The sequence below is a fragment of the Epibacterium sp. Ofav1-8 genome, assembly GCF_022348185.1.
In the GTDB taxonomy this organism is placed as follows: domain Bacteria; phylum Pseudomonadota; class Alphaproteobacteria; order Rhodobacterales; family Rhodobacteraceae; genus Epibacterium.
Genome location: NZ_JAKRFD010000002.1, coordinates 402,317 through 422,759, shown reverse-complemented (window position 1 = coordinate 422,759; position 20,443 = coordinate 402,317). Strand labels below are relative to the sequence as shown.

Here is a 20,443-nt window from a genome sequence, read left to right as displayed (position 1 = left end):
TAGGGCGTCTCCGCCTGTTAGGTGCGCACGGTGCCGTCGCCGCGGACCAGATATTTGAAACTGGTCAGCTGCGTTGCCCCCACCGGACCACGGGCATGCATCTTGCCGGTGGCAATGCCGATCTCTGCCCCCATGCCGAACTCGCCGCCATCGGCAAATTGGGTGGAGGCATTGTGCATCAGAATGGCGCTGTCCAGCTCCGCAAAGAACTGCGCCACAGCCGTATCGTCTTCGGTGATGATGCAATCGGTGTGGGCCGAGTGATAGCTGCGGATATGGGCAATCGCCTCGTCGATGCTTGCCACTTTCTTGGCGGCGATAATCGCATCGAGGTATTCCTTGCCCCAATCCTCGGACGTGGCGACCTGCATGCTGTCCGGGCCGGGCAAGCCCGCTTCGGCGTGGATTTCCACTCCGCCCATGGCGAGCAGGTCCAGCACGTCCTTGCCGATGGTCTCAGCAATATCCTGATGGATCAGCAGGCACTCCGCAGCGCCGCAGATGCCGGTGCGCCGGGTCTTGGCGTTCAGGACCACATCGATCGCCTTTTTGCGGTCGGCGTGTTTGTCGATGTAGATGTGTACGATGCCCTCGAGATGGGCAAAAACCGGCACGCGGGCCTCGCGCTGCACCAGCCCCACCAGCCCCTTGCCGCCACGCGGAACGATCACATCCACGTAGTCGGTCATGGTCAAAAGCTCCTGCACCGCCGCACGATCACGGGTCGGCACCAGTTGCACGGCGTCCTCGGGTAAACCCGCAGCCCGCAACCCGGCGGCGAGACAGCCATGGATCGCCTGCGCCGAATGCAGGCTCTCGGAACCGCCGCGCAGGATCACCGCGTTGCCGGATTTAAGGCACAGCGCGCCCGCATCCGCAGTCACATTGGGGCGGCTTTCATAGATCACGCCGATCACCCCAAGCGGGGTGCGCACGCGTTGGATCCGCAGGCCGGTGGGTTGCGTCCATTCTTCGATCACCGCGCCGACGGGGTCGTCCTGCGCCGCAACGGCGCGCAACCCATCGACGATGCCCTGAATACGCGCCTCATCCAGCATCAGTCGGTCCATCATCGCAGAGGACAGCCCCTTCTCGCGGCCAAACTCCAGATCCTTGGCATTGGCGGCGATAATGTCGTCACGCTTGGCCCAGACCGCATCTGCGGCGGCGGTCAGCGCCTGTTCTTTCTGTGCCGCGCTGGCGGTGGCGAGTTGTTGCGCAGCCGCTTTGGCGCGCGTGCCGATGTCTGCCATCAGCGCGGGAATATTTTCCAGATCTTTCATGTCTTTGCCCTTTGTTTCCCCAGGCGGGGTCCGAGCCGCACCGCCACGTCGCGCGGCGGTGGGAAATCTCGCATGCTCAGAATGACAGGATCAAAGCGCCATGTCATCCCGATGGATCAAGGCCGCGCGCCCCGCATAGCCGAGGATGTCCTCGATGTCAGCGGAGCGGTGCCCCTGGATGGCACGGGCTTCCTCTGCCGTGTACCGGCTGAGCCCCTGCCCCAGTTTGCGCCCGTCTGGGCCGAGGATGGCCAGCGGATCCCCGCGGCCAAAGTCACCCTCCACATGACGCACCCCAGCGGGCAGCAGACTGTTTCCATTTTGCAGCGCCTTGGCGGCGCCCTCGTCCACGGTGATTACACCACGGGTCTTCATTGCGGCGATCCAGCGTTTGCGCGCCACTTGCGGATCCCCGTGGGCGGTGAACCATGTCGAGGGCGCACCTGCCTCAAGCGCTGCGACTGGCGACATCACCGAGCCTTCGGTGATCGCCATGGCACAGCCCGCGGCGGTCGCCATCTTGGCTGCCAGCAGCTTGGTGATCATGCCGCCCTTGGACAGCCCCGACACCCCGTCGCCGGCCATCGCCTCGATCTCGGGCGTGATGGTCTCGATGCGATCAAACCGCTTGGCGTGGGGATCAAGCGCCGGATTGGCGCTGTAGAACCCGTCCACATCCGACAGCAGGATCAAGACATCCGCCTCCACCGTCACCGCGACCTGCGCGGCGAGGCGATCATTGTCGCCATAGCGGATCTCGTCAGTGGCGATGGTGTCGTTTTCATTGACGATGGGCACCGCGCCCAGCCCGATCAGCGTCTCCAGCGTGGCGCGGGAATTGAGGTAGCGGCGGCGGTTTTCGCTGTCCTCCAGCGTCACCAGAACCTGCGCAGTGGTGATGCCATGCGGGGCCAGCGCCTCCTCATAAGCGCGCGCGAGACGGATTTGGCCCACGGCAGCGGCGGCCTGCGATTGTTCCAGTGGCAGATCCGCCCGCGGCAGGCCCAATGCACCGCGCCCCAGCGCAATCGACCCCGAGGACACGAGGATCACATCCTTGCCCTGCGTTTTCAGGCGCGCAACATCCTGCGCCAGCGACAGGAGCCAGTCCTGCCGCAACGCGCCGCTGGCGCGATCCACCAGCAGTGCAGAGCCGATCTTGATGACGACGCGACGCGCCGTGTTCAGGGCTGCCAAGGGGTGTCCTCCTCCTCGGACGCCTCCGCCTGTTTGATCCGCAGGCGGTCATCGTCGATCTCGGCCCGAACGGCCCGCAGCACCTCGTCCAAGCCCTCGCGGCTGACGCTGGACATCATCCGCACCGGTGCGCCCACCTCAGCCTCAAGTGCGGCGCGTGCCTCGGCGCGCTCCTCGTCATCCAGCGCATCGATCTTGTTCAGCGCCGTCACCCGGGGCTTATCGGCAAGCTCGCCGCCATAGGCCTCAAGCTCGTTGATGATGGTGCGGTAGTCCTCGGCCACGGTCTCGGAGGTGCCATCGACCAGATGCAGCAACACCGCGCAGCGTTCCACATGGCCTAGGAAGCGATCACCGATGCCACGGCCCTCATGCGCGCCTTCGATCAGGCCGGGAATATCCGCCATCACGAATTCAGTGTTATCAATCCCCACCACCCCGAGGTTCGGGTGCAGCGTGGTGAAGGGATAATCGGCAATCTTGGGCCGCGCGTTGGATGTGGACGACAGGAACGTCGACTTGCCCGCGTTCGGCAGACCCAAAAGCCCCGCATCCGCGATCAGCTTCAGCCGCAGCCAGATGGTGCGCTCGACGCCCTCCTGACCGGGGTTGGCGCGGCGCGGTGCCTGGTTGGTGGAGGATTTGAAGTGCAGGTTGCCAAAGCCACCGTTGCCGCCCTTGGCGAGCAGCACGCGTTCGCCAACCTCTGTGAGGTCCGCCAGCACCGTTTCTTCATCCTCGTCGAGGATCTCGGTGCCCACCGGCACCCGCAGTACAATCTCGTCCCCGTCCTTGCCGGAGCGCTGGCGCCCCATGCCGGACTGGCCGTTTTTTGCAAAGAAATGCTGCTGATAGCGGAAGTCGATGAGCGTGTTCAGCCCATCCACGGCCTCGGCCCAGACCGAGCCGCCCTTGCCGCCGTCACCGCCATCGGGGCCACCGTATTCGATGTATTTCTCGCGCCGAAAGCTGACGCAACCGTTCCCGCCGGCGCCGGAGCGAATGTAGACCTTTGCCAGATCGAGGAATTTCATGAGTAGGCCTCTGTGTTCGAGTTGGATCGCCAATACTTGAATTCAGGGGATGGCTCAACCCTGCGTCTGTGGTGGTGGCGCGGCCGGTAGCGGTCGACAGAATGCAGGCCATAAAAAACGCGGACCCGCATCAGCGCGTCCGCGATGTCTGTCGCCGGCTGACCGCGGGGTTACAGTTTGCGGCTGTAGGTCCAGGTCGGGACATTGGCATTGCGCGCGACAGAGAAATCCTCCGCATCGCCCAGGTATTCGAACCCGCAATGCGCCAGCACCCGCGCCGAGGCCGGATTGTCCTGAAACACGCTGGCGAACATGGTCGCATCCCCCAAGGGGTTGGCTTCGACCAGCAATTGCACCGCCTTGGAGGCCAGCCCGGTGTTCCAGAACGGCGGCGCCACCCAGTAGCCGACCTCGGACTGGTTGCGGTCCATGGATTTCAGGGAAATCACCCCCATCAGTTCGGGGCTGCCGTCCTTGGTGCCATCCATCGCCCAGATGAACTCGCCCTGCGCAGCCTCCATCGCCCGGCTTACATAGGCCTCTGCCGCGCCGGGGGGATAGGGATGCGGGATCGGCGCTGTCATCTTGGCGACCCGCGCGTCCCCTGCATAATGTTCGATCAAACCCGCATCCGACGGCCGCAGCGGCCGCAGATCAAAACGATCTGCCTCGATGATGGTTTGCCGATCTGCCTGATCCAAACCCATGACCACGCTCCTCCTCAAAAAACTCAAACTGCGGCAAGACTGGGACTTGTGCTCCTCCATCCCCTTGCCAATGAGATGGGAAGCGCCGGAATGGGAAACAAGTCACGTTTTCACGCACTTGCGGTACGATCCGACAGGTCCATCCAGAAACGAAAAGAGGGACCGGTCTTTTAACCGATCCCCCTGAAGATTTTATTACCCTTTGGGTTCGGTTTACTCAGCGGCCTCCGCCGCCGGGAGAACCGAAATAAAGGTGCGGCCCTTGAGGCCCTTGTGGAAGGTCACGTTGCCGTTGGCGGTCGCAAAGATGGTGTGATCTTTGCCAATACCAACGCCTTCGCCCGGCCAGAACTTGGTGCCGCGCTGACGCACGATGATGTTGCCCGCGATTGCAGACTGACCACCATAAAGTTTCACGCCAAGACGACGACCTGCGGAGTCGCGACCGTTACGGGACGAACCGCCAGCTTTTTTATGTGCCATTCTTGTCTCTCCTTAGCCTTGAGCCAGCTCTTTGGCCTGCTCAACCCACTCGGGTTTGATCTTGACGGCGTCGATACCAGCAATGTCGTCTTCAGACAAGGCTGCGATCTGAGCGAAGGTGGTGAGGCCAGCGGCCTCCAGCTTCTTGGCGGCGGCAGGGCCAACACCGGTCAGCTGGGTCAGATCGTCGGAACCGGCAGCAGCTGCGGGTGCAGCGGCTTTGGCAGCCTTGGCTTTCGGCGCGGCTTTGGCAGCGGGTGCTGCATCGCCTTTACCGGTTGCCGCTTTGACGCCGGACGCATCCGCACCGGAGGACAGGATCTCGGTGATCTTGACCAGGGTCAGCTTCTGACGGTGACCGACAGTACGCTTGGAGGAGTGCTTACGACGACGCTTGACGAACTTGATGACCTTGTCACCTTTGATCTGTTCGACCACTTCCGCCTGCACGGCAGCGCCGGACACAAACGGAGCACCAACGACGGGGGCATCGCCACCGATCATCAGAACGTCATTGAATTGAACGGTTTCGCCAGCGTCTGCAGCCAGTTTTTCCACGCGGAGCATATCGCCCGCCTGAACTTTGTACTGCTTGCCGCCGGTCTTGAGGACTGCGAACATTTCAGTCTTTCCTTTTCTACCCGCGTCCTTCGGTCCCCTTTCGGGTGTTTGCGACGGGGCCTCGCCCCCTCACCTCGAACAGCGCGCCCCGAGAACGGGACGGTATGACAATAAAACCCCGGCGCGGAGAGTCCGGGCCGGGATGCGGGCTTTTGGCCCTGTTGGCGCTTGAAGTCAACCCTTCTGTGCGGGCGCAGGTGAAAAATATCCACAGCGAGTGTCGTGGCCCCGGATCACAGCTCCTGCACCGGCTGCAAATCCCGCATCCGATGTGCAAGCTCCTCGAAGCGATTGGCCTGAATCTCGTACTGGATTGCATTCAGCAGCTCATAGACCTCCTGCATCAGCGGGTGCTCCAGCGCCTCGACATAGGTCGCAACCTCCTCGGTGGTGAAGTCGCGATAGAGATAGGCCGAATGCGCCAGGCTGGAGGCTGCCATCTCACGGCGCATCTCATCCTCCTGGGCCTTCATCAGGGCGCGCAGCCCCTCGGCGTCGATCTGCATGTCGATGACGCCGGCAGCCGAGGCCGCCATCAGGAAGCGGAACTGGATTTCCTGAACCGCACGGAGCGCCGTCTCGGTGCCGCCGATCGCCAGGTTCATATCCTGATAGAGCGCAACCCGCGGATCATCCTCTTCGATCAGGCTGCTGACGATACGTTCACCTGCGGCGCGGGTGTCCTCGCCATCGGTCGCCATATGCGAGGCATTCTCGACCGCGACAAGCCGCTGCCCTAGGTCGCTGGCATAAAACTCCGCCGCAAAGAACAGCGCCTCCGTCGAGAGAGTCTCTTCCAGAATGTCCAGGGCGGTGGCCCGCATCTGGTCGGTGTCGAACACTTCTGCGGTCAGCCGCTCCCACTCCAGCCCGAAATCTCCGGCGTCGGCGCCGAGGATCATGGGCGCGTCGCCCGCGGATTGCGCGATGCTGTCCAGCGCCACGTCAAAGCCGGTGACCTCGAGAAACGCCTTGATCTGGTCGCGATCCGCCGCTTCGGCTCTTGCCGGCAGCAAAACCGCAACGCTCAACGCGGCGGCAAAGACACCGTGCAGCAGGAACGATACAACTGAGGCGGGGCGCAGACGCGCTGAGAACGGTTCGGTCATGGCACAAATGTAGGGGCGCGATCCGCATCCGCAAACCAAAATCCGACTTTCTTGATATAACTGTGAAATCGCCCCTTGCACGCGGTGAAAATCACCTTTAAACGCCCTCACACCCCCCGCGGAGAGGTGCCGGAGTGGTCGAACGGGGCGGTCTCGAAAACCGTTGTGCCTTCACGGGCACCCAGGGTTCGAATCCCTGTCTCTCCGCCACTTATCCCCGCCCACATCCGCCAGCGTTTGCAGGATCTTCCACCGCCTGCACGACACGGCGCTGACCGCCGCGTTGCATCGCGCCGGGGCCGGCTTTAGGCTCGGCCTCAAGCGTTTTGGAGTGGCCCGGCATGCTGAATGCAACGCCCCCCTTTTTGTCGCCTGCTGTCGCGGGGGTCTTTGCCGCCTACCCGGAGCCGGAGCGACAGGGCCTGTTGGCGTTACGCCGCATGATCTTTGAAACCGCAGCGGAGATCCCGGCGGTGGGGCGGCTGGACGAAACGTTGAAATGGGGGCAGCCTGCCTATCTGACACCTGACAGCAAATCCGGGTCGACGATCCGATTGGGGCGTCCCAAAGGCGGTGGCTTTGCTCTTTACACCAATTGCCAGACGACGCTCATGTCGGATTTCCAGGCGCTGTTCCCGGAGACCTTCCGCTATGAGGGAAACCGGGCCATTCACTTCTTGCCCGACAGCGATCCGCCTGTGGACGTGCTAAGGCTGCTGGTGCGCAACGCCCTGACCTATCACCTGAAATAACCGCGCCCGCGGGGCCGATGCACGCGCATCATCTTGCGCGCACAAATGAAAAAGCCGGGCTGTGACCCGGCTTTTTGCTGCTGTTTTGTGGTGCGTCAGGCGCGGCGGCGACGGCCACCGGAGCGGCCACCCCGGCCGCGTGCCTCTTCGCCCTCCTTGGCGGGCGCCTTGTTGAACTTGATCCAGTCGCCACCGTGCGGGTCGTTGTTGGTCAGCAGGTTGGCGGCGCGGATGGCCTCCATCTCCTTGCCGGCGCGCGGCAGAGTGGACCCGAGACCGAACAGGGTCACAAAGGTCTCGTCATCCATGCCTTCGGGCAGGATGATGCCAGCGGCGGCAACCTGTTCCTTCTTCTCGGCAATCGCCTTTTGCGTCACCGGCAGCGCCACAGGGTTCATGATCGCGGAGGTCATGCCCGCGCCCATGGCCATCGGCAGGAAGGCGTTGTTGATGCCGTGCCGGTTCGGCAGGCCGAAGGACACGTTGGAAGCGCCGCAGGTGGTGTTCACGCCCAGCTCCTCGCGAAGCTTGCGCACCAGGGCAAAAACCTGCTGGCCGGCAGTCGCCATGGCGCCGATCGGCATCACCAGCGGGTCGACCACGATGTCATGCGCAGGAATGCCGAAATCGGCGGCGCGCTGCACGATCTTTCGGGCCACTTCAAAGCGCACATCCGGGTCCTCGGAGATGCCGGTGTCGTCGTTGGAAATCGCCACCACCGGTACATTGTACTTCTTTACCAGCGGCAGCACGTGCTCCAGACGCTCTTCCTCGCCGGTGACGGAGTTCAGCAGCGGGCGTCCTTCGGCGGCCTGCAGCCCGGCCTCAAGCGCGGCGGGAACCGAGGAGTCGATGCACAGCGGCGTGTCGGTCAGCCCCTGCACCAGCTCGATGATCTTGGTCATCAGCGGCGGCTCGGTCTCGTTCGGGTTCGGGTTGGAGTTGTAGACAACGCCCGCGTTGATATCGAGGATGTTGGCCCCCGCCATCACCTGTGCCAGCGCGTCCTTCTCCACGGTGGAGAAATCACCTGCTTCCAGCTCTGCGGCCAGCTTCTTGCGACCGGTGGGATTGATCCGCTCACCGATCACGCAGAACGGCTGGTCAAAGCCCAGAATGGCGGTTTTTGACTTAGATTCTACGACAGTACGGGTCATTGTTTATCCTTGCTGTTTGACAGGCTGCGTGGACTCGCCGCCATTGTTGATTGCCCAGGTGGCATTGGTCTTGATACCGCCCAGGGGGAAGAAATGCACGTTGGTGATGTTGAAATCCGGGTTTGCCGCCTTGTAGGCCGCCAGTTCGGTCAGCACCTCGGTGGGCTCGTAGGGCAGCATCAGCTTGGTCACGTCCATGGCGCGTTTTTGCAGCACTTTCAGCGACGGGCCGACACCGCAGGCGATGGCGAATTTGATCAGCGTCTGCAACTTGGCCGGCCCCGCGATGCCGATGTGGATCGGCAGGTCGATGCCCGCGTCCTTCAGGCCGTTCGCCCAGGCGATGATCGGCTTGGCCTCAAAGGCGAACTGCGTCGCCAGGGCCATCTTGGCATCGGTGCGTTCGGAGAATTTCTGTTTCCAGGACAGCGCTTCGGAGACGTTCTTCATCGAACCATCGGGGTCGATGTCCTTGTTGCCCTCGGGGTGGCCGGCCACATGCAGATTGGTGAAGCCCGCCTTGTCAAAGAGGCCGGTTTCCAAAAGCTGCATGGAGCTGTCGAAGTCGCCATGCGGTGTCGCCACGCCACCCGCAAGCATCAGCGCCTGCTTGACGTCGGCCTCGCCCTGATAGCGGGCGATCCAATCCGCCAGCGTGGCCTCATCCTTGATGATGCGCGCCGGGAAATGCGGCATCACCGGATAGCCCTCGTCGTTCAGGCGTTTGGCGGTGGCGACCATTTCCTCGATCGGGGTGCCCTCGATGTGGGCGATATAGACGCGGGTGCCGGCGGGCAGCAGCTCGCGGAAATCCTCGACCTTTTGTGCCGTGCGCGGCATCACCTCGATGGAATAATCCTGGAGGAAGGCCTCAAGGTCCGGATTGGCGATGGTCTCGGTCTCGGAACCGCGTTTTTTGAAATTCAGCAAAGCCATGGCGGCCTCCCATAGTGAGCTCAGGGCTGTCATGCCCAACCGTCGTTTGCGATCAGCGCCTTGAGGCGGTCCTGATCATATTCCTCTTCCAGACGGGTCGCCTCGGCTTCGGCGATATCCCCCGGATCCCCTTCGATGGTCACGGGGGCGGCCTTGCGCCATTCCGCAAGATAGGCGTCGCTGTCCTTGGCGTTCACCTTCATGGCTGCGCGGTCGATGGCCTGCTCGAAGCGTTCTTCGAGCTGGCGTTTTGCACCACGCCGCCCCTTGCCCACGATGACCTGGGCCGGGATGTCGCGCCAATATACGATGGTGACGTCGGGCATTGCCGTTCCTTTCCGATACGTCTGTCGTATCGTGTTTCTAGTGCGCCGCAGATCGCTTGGTGCGTCGGATTTCGACAACACAAGGGGAATGAGCGACCTTTTGCGGATCATGCTACGGGTTCGCCCCCTTGGATGCCAAGAAATTGCAACGTCACATTTTTCAACAAGATCATGAGGCCCGAAACCCGGCGCGGACCAGGTCCGGTGGCAAATCAAACAATCGGCTGATGGCAGTACCTTGCAGATCCGCCCCGCCGGACGTACTGTCATCTCAACACGATAATCGGAGGGCGTGATTCATGGCGCCCAGGCGTTCCAAAGGTGCAGGAGCGTTTCCCAAAGCGGTTGAGACCCCTGTACCAGCCCGGCCGGATCCGGATGCGCTCTATGCAGCGCTGGATCTTGGCACCAACAGTTGCAGGATGCTGATTGCCCAACCCAAGGGCAGCGGCTTTCATGTGGTGGACAGTTTTTCAAAGTCGGTGCAGCTTGGCTCCGGCCTTGAAAAGACGGGACGATTGTCCCGGTCCTCCATGGCGCGCACCATTCAGGCGTTGCGCATCTGCCAGCAGAAGATCAACCGCAACCGGGTCAAACGCATGCGGCTTGTCGCGACAGAAGCCTGTCGGCGGGCCAAGAACGGGCGTGACTTCATGCGCCAGATCAAGCGTGAAACCGGGATGACGATGGAGATCATCCAGCCCGAGGAGGAAGCCCGCCTGGCGGTGATTTCCTGCGCGCCGCTGGTGTCGACCAAGACCGAGCAGTTGCTGGTCGTGGACATTGGCGGCGGCTCGACCGAATTGGTCTGGATCGATATCTCCTCGATCGCGCGCCGGGATCGCCCCTCTGCCATCATGCGGCTGCACGCCGGGTTCCACAGCACCGAAAGCCCCTTTCCCGCCGCCAAGGTGGTGGACTGGATTTCCGTGCCGCTGGGCGTGGCAACGCTGCGCGACCAGTTCAGCGATGTGGAGGATGACGCCGCCCGTTTTGCGCTGATGAGCTGGTTTTTCGAGGAAAACCTGTCGGATTTTGCGCCCTACAAGGACGAACAGGCCCGCGAGGGGTTCCAGATCGTCGGCACCTCCGGCACCGTCACCACGGTCGCCGCCTCGCATCTGGGGCTGAAACGCTATGACCGCACCAAGGTCGACGGGCTGCGGATGACCTCCGATCAGATCGACAAGGTGATCCGGGGCTATCTGGAACTGGGGCCACAGGGGCGCCGCCGCGACCCGCGGATCGGCGAAGACCGTCAGGCGCTCATCATGTCCGGGGCCGCGATCCTGCAGGCGCTGTTGCGCTGCTGGCCCACGGACCGGCTGTCGGTGGCGGACCGGGGCCTGCGCGAAGGGCTGCTCTATGCGCAGATGAGTGCCGATGGCGTGCTGGAGGACGGCCCGTTCTGAGGCCCCTTTCTGAGCGGCGCGAGATCGGCTATAGCGCGTCAGCTGTGACAACAGTCAGGACCGCGCGAAAGAGGATAGACCATGGCGAAGAAACCGACAGGCAAGAACACCTCCGGTCGCGGGCAGCGCGATCTGACCGTCAAGGTCAAGACCGCGCGCGGACGTAAGCTCAGCTCGACCCGCTGGCTGCAACGTCAGCTCAACGACCCCTATGTCAAACGGGCCCAGGCCGAAGGCTATCGCGGACGTGCGGCGTTCAAGATCATGGAGCTGGACGACAAATACCGGTTTCTGGTGCCCGGCGCCCGGGTCGTGGACCTCGGCTGTGCGCCGGGCGGCTGGGCGCAGGTGGCGGTGCCCCGGGTCAATGCGCTCGGCGAGAAATCCGGCAAGGCGATCGGACGTATCATCGGCGTGGACCTGCAAGAGGTCGAACCCCTTGCCGGGGCGGAGTTCTATCAGCTGGACTTCATGGACGAAGGGGCCGACGACAAGGTCAAGGACTGGCTTGGCGGCAAGGCGGATGTGGTGATGTCGGATATGGCGGCATCCAGCTCCGGTCACAAGCAGACCGACCACTTGCGGATCATGTCGCTGTGCGAAACCGCTGCCTATTTTGCCTTTGACGTGCTCGAAGAAGGCGGCACCTTCGTGGCCAAGGTCCTGGCCGGGGGCGCCGAGGGCGAACTGCAAAAGCTGCTGAAGCAGAAATTCACGAGCGTGGCCAACGTGAAACCACCCGCATCGCGGTCCGACAGTTCAGAAAAATTCGTCGTGGCCAGCGGCTTTCGCGGCTGATCGTCACCGCGTCAACGGCCAGACACGCGACGCACGAGAGGCCCGCAGAGAGCGCAAGGCGCGGTCCCTGAGCGCGTTGATCGCCTCGGATTCGGTCAGACGAGGCGCGCTGCCAGAGGCTGCCGTCGCACCACCAGGGCCCGCAGCCCCTGCGGGCACGCGACTGAGATGCAGCAGCCGCTCCCTGCCCTTTGCCATCGCTGATTTTGCCATGTGAGTCTCCGAAACCTGTGCCCTATGGATGTCGAGGTCCCATAGGGCCGTCTGGACGGGGCTCCGCAGCGGCAAAAATGCGGCAAAACCTGCGCCCCTTGTGACAATTCTCGGGGAATTCGGGTCACGCCTTGTCTGCAAGCCGGTCGGTTTGCAGCACGCCGTTGATCTCGGCACCGAGGATCAGGATCGCGGCATTGAGGTAGAGAAAGATCAACGCCGCCATGGCCCCCGCGAGGCCGGCATAGGTCGCGGAATAGCTGGCAAAGCTCGACACATAAAAGGCAAACCCCAACCCGGCCGCCCACCACAGGATCAGGGTCGTGATCGCCCCCGGCAGGATCAGCGAGACCGGCGCCCGCCGGGGCAACAGCACCAGATGATACAGAAACACCGCCGCCACCGGCACGACGGCGACAACCAGGCCACTGGCGCCGTTCTCCCAGCCGCGCAGAAAATCCAGGTCCGGAAAGAACCGTGCCAGAAACCGCGCCGCCAGCGGCAGGAACAGCTCGAAAATCGCCGCAAACAACAGCCCCACGCCGCCGAGGATCACCAGCCCCAGCGAAATCAGCCGGTGTTTCCAGAACGGCCGCGTTTCCTCCTGCCCGTAGGCACGCAGCATCGCGATCCGGATCGCATCAACCCCGTTGGAGGCAAAATAGAGCGCAAGAATCCCACCCAACGTCATCAGCCCGGTGCCAGAGGTCTCCAGCACCGCATAGACCTCGCGCGTGATCGGAGCGGCCACCGACTGTGGCCAGCTGCCAAAGACCAGCCCGACCACATCCTCGACCACCACGCGGTGGGACAGCAGGCTGGCAATGGCACCGCTGAGTGCGACGGTGAACAGCACAAACGGAAACAGTGCCATCATCATCGACATGGCGATATGGCTGCTGAGCACCCAGGCGTTCTTGGAATTGAAACGCCGGAGGGCACGGCGCAAGACCTGAAATGCCCTTCTTGCCTGGTGTCCCGCTGCCATATGTGTCTCCCTTGAAATGATTTTATTACAATGAGTTCGGCGTGCGTCTTGATGTCTGTTCAGAGAACCCCGGCCGCATGACAGCCACCAGGAACGCCGTGCTGATGCCAAAGGCCAGCATGCCCGTCATAGCAGCAAAGGAGGCAAAGATGCGATGTCCTTCGTCCAGAACGATGTCGCCATATCCCAGGGTGGTATAGGTGGCGATGGAAAAATAGACGGCGGCGTTCCAGGTGGCAAAGCTGGCCGCCTTCAACATCAGCGCCGCCGACCAGATCCAGACCTGCGCCGTATGGGCGCCGACGATGAACCCGATCGAAATCAGCAGCACGCCCAGCTGCCGCGGCCGTTCGGACAGATGGCCAAAACGCGTCTGGTGCCGGCGCAGGGCTTCGACGCACCAGACCAGCATTGCCGCTTCCAGCACCAGACAACCGCCGAGGAAGAAACTACCCCAGACGATCTGCTGAATCAGGGTCATGTCGCTTTGCTCCTTCTGTCACCGCCGCAGGCCAGATTGACGCAGCCTAGAAATCGTCACTTGATCGTGCAACCTCCGCATTACATCCATGAGACAAGACATTGGGACAAGGGGCTTTCTTTTGCTTTTGCGCGTTCAGGACCTGACACGCCGATACCCGGGGCAGACCAGGGCCGTGCTTCAGGGCGCCGGGTTCGAGCTGGATCGCGGCGAGAGCGTGGCGCTGACCGGAGAGAGCGGCTCCGGCAAATCCACGTTGCTGCACATGCTGGCCGCGCTGGACCAGCCCGATGCGGGGCAGATCCTGCTCGATGGCGCGGACATCAGCAGGCTGGATGATCGCAGCGCCTCCGCCGTGCGGCGGCGGCGGATTGCATTGGTGTTCCAGCATTTCAATCTGATACCGGCGCTGACCGTGGCCGAGAATATCGCGCTGCATGCCCGCCTTGGCAAATGCCATGAGGCGGAGTGGACCAACCACCTGGCAGAGCGGATGGGACTGGCGGACCTGATGCGGCGCTATCCGGAGCAAATCTCCGGCGGGCAGCAGCAACGCGTGGCGATCGCCCGGGCGCTGGCCCTGCGCCCGGATGTGCTGCTGGCGGATGAACCGACCGGAAACCTCGACGAATACGCCAGCGAGGAAGTGCTGCGGCTGATGCTGGAGTTGGTGAGCGAGGCGGGCAGCGCCTTGTTGCTGGTCACCCATTCGCAGCAGATTGCCGCCCGGTGTCAGCGCCACCTGCACCTCAGCGGCGGGCAGATTACCGAGGGCGCCTGCGCATGAGGCTGACATTGGCCACGCTGTTGCGCCATTGGCGGCGGATGCCGTTGCAACTGGGCTTGATGATCGCGGGCCTGGCACTGGCCACGGCGCTGTGGTCGGCGGTGCAGGCGATAAATGGCGAGGCGCGGGCCTCTTATGCGCGTGCCGTGGAACAGCTCGGCAGTGCGCAACTGCCCGCGCTGACCGCTCCGGACGGGCACATCCCGCTTGCCACCTATGTCAGCCTGCGACGCGCCGGTTGGCAGCTGTCGCCGGTGCTGGAGGGGCGCTGGTCGCCGGGGCGCAGGCCGGTCACGCTGATGGGGGTGGATGTGCTGAGCCACCCGGTGACAGCGGCGATGGCGGCGGCAGAGGCCGAAGCCGACCCCGATGCGCCTCCCTTTGCGACGGTGATGCAACGCGAGACCCTGTTTGCGCACCCCGATCATCTGCCGGATCTGGCGGGCAGCGGCTATCGCCTGCTGCCGCTGCCGCATCTGCCGCCGGATGTGGTGATCGGCGATCTGGCGCTGGTCGCGACCCTGCTCGACCGGCCGGACGCGCTGACGCGGCTTTTGATATTACCAGAGCAACCCACGGGTCTGACACCGCTTGCAGAGCTTGCCCCCAATCTGCGCGTCGGGCGTGTTCAGGACGGGGTTGCCGGGGATCCGCAGCGGCTGACCCGCAGTTTTCACCTCAATCTTTCGGCCTTTGGGTTGCTGTCGTTTGCGGTGGGTCTGTTCATCGTGCAGGGCAGCGTGACGCTTGGGCTGGAACAGCGCCGGGGCCAGATCCAGACCCTGCGCTGTCTCGGCGTGCCGCTGTCGCAGCTGATGCTGGCGCTGGCGATCGAGCTGGTGGTGTTTGCCTTAGTCGCAGGGCTGATCGGCCTCGTCATCGGCTACGGTCTGGCCGGGCTGCTGCTGCCGGATGTCACCGCCACGCTTCGCGGCCTCTACGGGGCGCCGGTGGACGGTGAACTGACCCTGCGCCCGGGGTGGGTTCTGTCCGGGTTGGCCATGTCGGTTGGCGGTACATTGCTGGCGGGCACTCAGGCCTTTTTGGCGCTGCGCCGCATGGCGCGCAGCCTGTCGCAAGCGCCCGTGAGCGGGGCCAGACGCGGCGCGCACCACTGGCTGCGCCTGGCGGCAGGGGGGCTCGTCCTCATGGGCCTCGGGACGTTGATCGGGGGGATCTGGCCCGGGCTTCTGACCGGGTTTGTCTGGCTGGCGGGGCTTATGGTCGGTGCGGCGCTGCTGTTGCCGGCGCTCCTGCATGCGGCCAGCCACCTGATCCCGACCGGGCCAGACAGCCCGCTGCGCGCCTGGCTGATCGCCGACAGCCGCCTGCAATTGCCGGGGCTTTCGCTCTCGCTGATGGCGCTGTGCCTCGCGGTAGCCACCAATATCGGCGTTGGAACCATGGTGTCCAGCTTCCGGCTGACCTTCGTCGACTGGATCGACCAGCGGCTGCTGGCCGACCTCTATGTACAGCCCGAAACGGAGACGATGGAGGCGGAGCTGATGCATTGGGCGCAGCAGGCGGGCGTGCGCGCCCTGCCCCGCTATCAGATCGACAGCCGCAGTGGTAATGCGCCCCTGCGGCTGTTCGGGATCACCGATGATCCGAGATACGCCGAAGAGTGGCCCCTTTTGCGCAGCCAGCCTGACGTCTGGACCCGCCTGTTCGATCAGGGGGAGATCCTGATCAACGAACAGCTGGCACATCGACAGGGGCTGTCCCCCGGATCGGTGGTTGAACTGGCGCCGGGCTGGAGCGCCCGAGTTGCCGGTGTCTATGCCGACTATGGCAACCCGGATGGGCAGGCTTACATGTCGATCGACGCCATGCGTGATCGCGAAATGCCGATGACCCTGTCGCAGATCGGATTGGTGGCACCGGCGGGCACATCCATCGAGGATCTGGCGCAGGAGCTGCGCGCCGCGCTCGCCCTGCCGCCCGGTGCCGTGATCCGACGCGACGCGATCCGGGCAACTTCGACGGCGATCTTTGATCGCACTTTCGTGGTGACCGGCGCGCTGAATGTGCTAACTCTGGCCGTTGCCGGCTTTGCCATGCTGACCAGTTTTCTCAGTCAATGGAGCCGGCGCCTGCCGCAGCTGTCACCCCTGTGGGCGATGGGGGTCACCCGTCGTCAGCTGGCACTGTGCGAAGTGCTGCGCAGCCTCGGCTTTGCGGCGGGAACCTTCCTGCTGGCCTTGCCGCTGGGGCTGTTGCTGGCCTGGATCCTGCTGGCCCATATCAACCTGGAGGCCTTTGGATGGCGCGTGCCGATGACCCTGTTCCCCGACGACTGGCTGCGGCTGTTCGCCCTGACGCTCCTGGCAGCGGCGGTGGCGGCACTGGGACCGGCGACGCGTCTGCTGCGGCTGTCTCCGGCCCGTCTTCTGGGGGTGTTCTCACATGATCGCTAGTGCTGTTGTCCGGACCTGCGCCCTTGCGCTTGGCGTCCTGGTTGGGGGCGCGCCGACTGTGGTCGCGGCGCAAGGCTATGCCGGGCTTGGCACCCAGGCAGAGGGGTTTACGGTTCCGACACCGGGGCAGAGCCTGGAATTTCCCGCCGATCACGCGGCCCATCCCGATTACCGGATCGAATGGTGGTATCTCACCGCAACGCTTGAAACCGCAAGCGGCGCGCAGCTTGGGGTGCAATGGACCCTGTTCAGATCCGCACTCGCCCCCGGAACCGCCCCCGGCTGGAACAGCCCGCAGGTCTGGATGGGGCACGCCGCCGTGACCACGCAACAGCAGCATTACTATGCGGAGCGCCTGGCGCGCGGCGGGATTGGACAGGCGGGCGTGTCGCTTGATCCGTTTGAGGCCTGGATCGATGACTGGGCGATGACCTCAATGGATAACACGCTCGACGGTCTGAGCCTGCAAGCGCGTGGCGACGAGTTTGGCTATGATCTCTCCCTGCGCGCGGAGGGGCCGCTGGTCCTGCATGGGGAGGCCGGCTATTCGGTGAAATCGGCACAGGGGCAGGCAAGCTACTACTACGCCCAGCCCGGCTACCGGGTGAGTGGCACCGTGCGGTTGCCGGAGGGGGATCTGGAGGTCACCGGCAAAGCCTGGCTCGATCGGGAATGGTCGAGCCAGCCCCTGGCGGCGGATCAATCCGGCTGGGACTGGTTCTCTCTCCACCTTGATGGCGGCGACAAGCTGATGGGGTTTGTGCTTCGCAGCGACAGCGGGGATTTCAGCTCCGGCACCTGGATTGAAGCAGATGGGACCACCAGCCCGCTGGCGCCTGGATCACTCGCGGCTGAGCCCCGGGGCTGGAGCGCGGTCGCGGGGCGGCAGGTCCCGACCAGCTGGCGTGTTTCGCTGCCCGAGCGGGATCTCGCGGTGGAGGTGCGCGCGCTGAACCCGAACGCCTGGATGGGCACCGTGTTTCCCTATTGGGAAGGGCCGGTAGAGGTCTCGGGGTCGCATCAGGGGCGGGGCTATCTTGAAATGACCGGCTACGACTAGGGCCGGCGCGCCCCAGATCAGGGGGAGCTGCGCTCCAGCAGGCCGTCAAAGCGGTAATAGGCGCGCGCCGCGCGATGCAGCGGAGCGGTCTGATAATCCTCCACCATGCTGGCCGCGTTGAGCGCCCCAAAGGCGGGATGCGCACGGCGAAGCGTGTCGAGATTGGAGAAGACGCTGCGCACCATTTCATGCACGATCTTCAGCTTCTGCTGCCGCGTGGTCACCAGCGTCGCCGCAAAGCCAAAGGAATGCACCACCTCGGGATTGCCGCGATAGAGATGGGCCGGGATCTGGGCAAAATCGTAGAACGGGCTGCTCGACACGATTGCGCGGATCTGCGGATCATTCACCGGGACCAGCAGGGAATCGCAGGCGGTGGTTGCCGCTTCGACCGAGGCGGAGGGATGGCCGACCGTGAACACCATCGCATCGATTTCATCTGCACACAGCGCTTCGGACTGGGTTTCGGCTGGCAATTCATGCACCTCGGCAAAACTGTCCCTGCTCCAGCCAAGCACTGCCATCAACCCCTCCATGGTGGCCCGCTGACCAGATCCGGGATTGCCGATATTGACCCGTTTGCCGCGCAGGTCCGAAAAACTGTGGATATCCGCATCGACCCGCGCCACCACGGTAAACACCTCTCCGTGAAGCGAGAACAACGCCCGCAGATCCGAGAACGGAACCCCGTTCGCCAGCAGCGGCGTGCCCGCGACAGCCTGGGCCTGCCAGTCGGACTGCACGATCGCAAAATCCAGTTCGCCCCGGCGCAGCGCCTGGAGATTCGCCACCGATCCATCGGTCACCTCTGCGGTGCAGCGAATGCCGTGACGGCGGCGATCCTTGTTCAGCAACCGGCAAATGGCTGTGCCCATCGGGTAATACAGACCGGAGACAGAGCCGGTGCCGATGGTGATGAAATCCTCTGCCCGGGCGGGGGCCGCGACCACGATCACGGCGGTCAGCCATGTTGCCCATAGACGGGCGCACCGCCTTACAATTTTTTCCATACTGTCCCCGCCCCCACGCTGTGCGCGCAAAATTCCAAAGGGGGCAGAGCCTGTCAAGGTGAATGCCCCCAAGGCATGGAAACCCGGAACCGTCCGTTCCGCGGCCTGACCTCAAAGTTGACGTCCGGAAATAGTTCTGTGTCATAAAAAGGTTATCAAAGACTTGTAGCTGAGCACACGTGTTCGCGGACTCACGTCCAGCCCCGCTTTCCGGTCTCAAACCGGGCTGCGGGAAAGGATCAGGGGCGCGCGAAAACGGGGGCCACGCTGTCATATAGATATTTCAAAATACTGGCAGCATCCCGGCGTCCGAAACAGTGAATTCACCCCGTTCCCGGGGTAACAGACTTGGAGATGTCGATGACAATCTGGAAAATCGCAGCGCTGAACGTCGCCGCTGCCATCACCGCCACCGCGGCCTTTGCCGAAACCGAAATCACCCTGTGGCACGCGATGGGCGGCCAGCTGGGCGAGACCGTCAACAAGATCGCCGAAGACTTCAACGCGTCCCAGGACGACTACAAGATCACGCCGGTGTTCAAAGGTTCCTACGAGGAAACCCTGACCGCTGGTATCGCCGCCTTCCGCGCTGGCGAGCAGCCCAACATCATGCAGGTGTTCGACGCCGGTGCCGCCACCGTGATCGGCGCCAAGGGCGCGACCATCCCGGTTCAGGATCTGCTGACCGACAATGGCGTCAACTTCGACATCAACGACTACATCTCCGGCGTGCGCTACTTCTATGCCGACAGCGATGGCAAGATGATCGGCATGCCGTTCAACTCCTCCTCGCCGATCATGTATTTTAACGTGGACGCGCTGGAAAAAGCAGGCGTCTCCGCCCCCAAGACCTGGGAAGAGTTCCAGACCGTAACCGCGCCCGCCCTGAAAGACGCCGGCTACATCGGTCTGAGCCAGTCGCACCTGCCCTGGATCTTTACCGAGAACTTCCATAGCCGCCACAACCTGCCGTTTGCCACCAACGACAACGGCTATGAAGGCGCAGAAGGCACCGAGATCCTCGTCAACAACGACGCCATCAAGGCGCATTTCACCGCTCTGACCGAGTGGAAGGAAAACGGCTTCTTTGAATGGTATGGCACCGGTTGGGGCGACAACCAGCAGCCCTTCGAGGACGGCGATGTCGCCATCTGGCTCGGCTCCTCCGGCTCCTTCGGCGGGCTGATGTCCAAGGATCTCGGCTTTGAATTCTCCGCCACCTATCTGCCCTATTGGGAAGGTGTGACCACCGAGCCCAAGCAGACCTTCATCGGCGGCGCATCGCTGTTTGCCATGTCCGGTCACGATGCCGAGGAAAACGAAGCCACCGCCAAGTTCTTCGAATTCCTGACCTCCTCCGACGTGCAGTATTTCTGGCACAAGGAAACCGGCTACGTTCCGATCACCGAAGCAGCCTATGAGCAAGCCAAGGCAGACGGCCATTATGACCGTTTCCCGGCGGCCGAAGTTGGCATCCAGCAGCTGTCCCTGCCCGGTGGCGACAACACCAAAGGCTACCGCATGGGCTTCTACGTCCAGATCCGTGACGTGATGAACCGTGAATACGGTCGCATCCTGACCGGCGAGACCTCGGTCGAAGACGCCTTCAACAACATTGAGAAAGAAGCCAACGACTTGCTGGCGCGCTTTGCCAAGACCCAGGGCTAAGCTC

General features: G+C 63.3%; 20 protein-coding genes and 1 tRNA gene. 8 read left to right on the top strand and 13 right to left on the bottom strand.

What is annotated here, in order from left to right; translation table 11 throughout:
* Positions 1-17: 17 nt before the first annotated feature.
* The 7 genes from MHM97_RS04800 to MHM97_RS04770 form a co-directional block, all read right to left on the bottom strand.
* Positions 18-1,283, bottom strand: coding sequence for a glutamate-5-semialdehyde dehydrogenase (locus MHM97_RS04800; protein ID WP_239320128.1), 1,266 nt, complete (start codon positions 1,281-1,283; stop codon positions 18-20).
* A 90-nt stretch (positions 1,284-1,373) separates the two neighbouring features.
* The gene (gene proB / locus MHM97_RS04795) at positions 1,374-2,480 is read right to left on the bottom strand and encodes a glutamate 5-kinase (RefSeq protein WP_239320127.1); all 1,107 of its coding nucleotides are present in this window, start codon (positions 2,478-2,480) and stop codon (positions 1,374-1,376) included.
* A complete protein-coding gene (gene obgE, locus MHM97_RS04790) occupies positions 2,468-3,514 on the bottom strand; it encodes a GTPase ObgE (protein WP_239320125.1) in 1,047 nt (348 codons plus the stop codon). The genes proB and obgE overlap by 13 nt, the downstream gene beginning before the upstream one ends.
* A gap of 170 nt (positions 3,515-3,684) precedes the next feature.
* A complete protein-coding gene (locus tag MHM97_RS04785; RefSeq protein WP_239320123.1) occupies positions 3,685-4,221 on the bottom strand; it encodes a GNAT family N-acetyltransferase in 537 nt (178 codons plus the stop codon).
* Positions 4,222-4,434: 213 nt separating this feature from the next.
* Complete coding sequence (gene rpmA / locus MHM97_RS04780) at positions 4,435-4,704, bottom strand: 50S ribosomal protein L27 (protein ID WP_005611266.1); 270 nt, start codon at positions 4,702-4,704, stop codon at positions 4,435-4,437.
* Positions 4,705-4,716: 12 nt separating this feature from the next.
* Entirely contained in the window at positions 4,717-5,325 is a 609-nt protein-coding gene (locus MHM97_RS04775) for a 50S ribosomal protein L21 (RefSeq protein ID WP_239320121.1), read from the bottom strand.
* 233 nt (positions 5,326-5,558) lie between these two features.
* Positions 5,559-6,434 (bottom strand): DUF2059 domain-containing protein, encoded by an 876-nt coding sequence (locus tag MHM97_RS04770; protein ID WP_239320118.1) that lies wholly within the window; start codon positions 6,432-6,434, stop codon positions 5,559-5,561.
* Between the two features lie 120 nt (positions 6,435-6,554).
* On the opposite strand from MHM97_RS04770, the gene MHM97_RS04765 reads away from it, so the two are divergent.
* Both MHM97_RS04765 and MHM97_RS04760 read left to right on the top strand, forming a co-directional pair.
* Positions 6,555-6,644, top strand: a tRNA-Ser gene (locus tag MHM97_RS04765).
* Between the two features lie 131 nt (positions 6,645-6,775).
* Positions 6,776-7,186 carry a DUF1801 domain-containing protein gene (locus MHM97_RS04760; RefSeq protein ID WP_239320116.1) on the top strand — a complete coding sequence of 137 codons (411 nt, stop codon included), beginning with the start codon at positions 6,776-6,778 and terminating at the stop codon, positions 7,184-7,186.
* 95 nt (positions 7,187-7,281) lie between these two features.
* Here the strand turns inward: MHM97_RS04760 and MHM97_RS04755 are convergent, their stop codons facing one another.
* The 3 genes from MHM97_RS04755 to MHM97_RS04745 are packed head-to-tail and all read right to left on the bottom strand — an operon-like array spanning position 7,282 to position 9,605.
* Positions 7,282-8,343, bottom strand: a complete 1,062-nt coding sequence (locus MHM97_RS04755) for a methyltetrahydrofolate cobalamin methyltransferase (RefSeq protein WP_239320114.1) — start codon at positions 8,341-8,343, stop codon at positions 7,282-7,284.
* 3 nt (positions 8,344-8,346) lie between these two features.
* Positions 8,347-9,279, bottom strand: coding sequence for a methylenetetrahydrofolate reductase (locus MHM97_RS04750; protein WP_239320112.1), 933 nt, complete (start codon positions 9,277-9,279; stop codon positions 8,347-8,349).
* 29 nt (positions 9,280-9,308) lie between these two features.
* Entirely contained in the window at positions 9,309-9,605 is a 297-nt protein-coding gene (locus MHM97_RS04745; RefSeq protein WP_239320110.1) for a virulence factor, read from the bottom strand.
* Positions 9,606-9,904: 299 nt separating this feature from the next.
* Here MHM97_RS04745 and MHM97_RS04740 point away from each other — a divergent pair, with 299 nt between their 5' ends.
* Together MHM97_RS04740 and MHM97_RS04735 are read left to right on the top strand one after the other, a co-directional pair.
* Positions 9,905-11,017: a Ppx/GppA phosphatase family protein gene (locus MHM97_RS04740; protein WP_239320108.1), complete on the top strand. Its 1,113-nt coding sequence runs from the start codon at positions 9,905-9,907 to the stop codon at positions 11,015-11,017.
* A gap of 81 nt (positions 11,018-11,098) precedes the next feature.
* Positions 11,099-11,815, top strand: a complete 717-nt coding sequence (locus MHM97_RS04735; protein WP_239320087.1) for an RlmE family RNA methyltransferase — start codon at positions 11,099-11,101, stop codon at positions 11,813-11,815.
* A gap of 337 nt (positions 11,816-12,152) precedes the next feature.
* Here MHM97_RS04735 and MHM97_RS04730 read toward each other — a convergent pair whose 3' ends face one another.
* Positions 12,153-13,016: a YihY/virulence factor BrkB family protein gene (locus MHM97_RS04730; RefSeq protein WP_239320076.1), complete on the bottom strand. Its 864-nt coding sequence runs from the start codon at positions 13,014-13,016 to the stop codon at positions 12,153-12,155.
* Between the two features lie 25 nt (positions 13,017-13,041).
* Positions 13,042-13,497, bottom strand: a complete 456-nt coding sequence (locus MHM97_RS04725) for a potassium channel family protein (RefSeq protein WP_239320073.1) — start codon at positions 13,495-13,497, stop codon at positions 13,042-13,044.
* 121 nt (positions 13,498-13,618) lie between these two features.
* Between MHM97_RS04725 and MHM97_RS04720 the strand changes: the two genes are divergently transcribed.
* Genes MHM97_RS04720 through MHM97_RS04710 form a run of 3 tightly spaced genes read left to right on the top strand, consistent with a single transcriptional unit; the run spans position 13,619 to position 17,761 of the window.
* A complete protein-coding gene (locus MHM97_RS04720) occupies positions 13,619-14,284 on the top strand; it encodes an ABC transporter ATP-binding protein (RefSeq protein ID WP_239320071.1) in 666 nt (221 codons plus the stop codon).
* Complete coding sequence (locus tag MHM97_RS04715) at positions 14,281-16,701, top strand: ABC transporter permease (protein ID WP_239320068.1); 2,421 nt, start codon at positions 14,281-14,283, stop codon at positions 16,699-16,701. Before MHM97_RS04720 ends, MHM97_RS04715 begins: the two co-directional genes overlap by 4 nt.
* Positions 16,691-17,761 (top strand): lipocalin-like domain-containing protein, encoded by a 1,071-nt coding sequence (locus MHM97_RS04710; RefSeq protein ID WP_239320065.1) that lies wholly within the window; start codon positions 16,691-16,693, stop codon positions 17,759-17,761. Before MHM97_RS04715 ends, MHM97_RS04710 begins: the two co-directional genes overlap by 11 nt.
* Positions 17,762-17,778: 17 nt before the next feature.
* On the opposite strand, the gene MHM97_RS04705 is transcribed toward MHM97_RS04710, so the two are convergent.
* Entirely contained in the window at positions 17,779-18,771 is a 993-nt protein-coding gene (locus MHM97_RS04705; RefSeq protein ID WP_239320062.1) for a TAXI family TRAP transporter solute-binding subunit, read from the bottom strand.
* A gap of 360 nt (positions 18,772-19,131) precedes the next feature.
* Here MHM97_RS04705 and MHM97_RS04700 point away from each other — a divergent pair, with 360 nt between their 5' ends.
* Positions 19,132-20,439 carry an extracellular solute-binding protein gene (locus tag MHM97_RS04700; protein WP_239320059.1) on the top strand — a complete coding sequence of 436 codons (1,308 nt, stop codon included), beginning with the start codon at positions 19,132-19,134 and terminating at the stop codon, positions 20,437-20,439.
* The last annotated feature ends 4 nt before the right edge of the window (positions 20,440-20,443 follow it).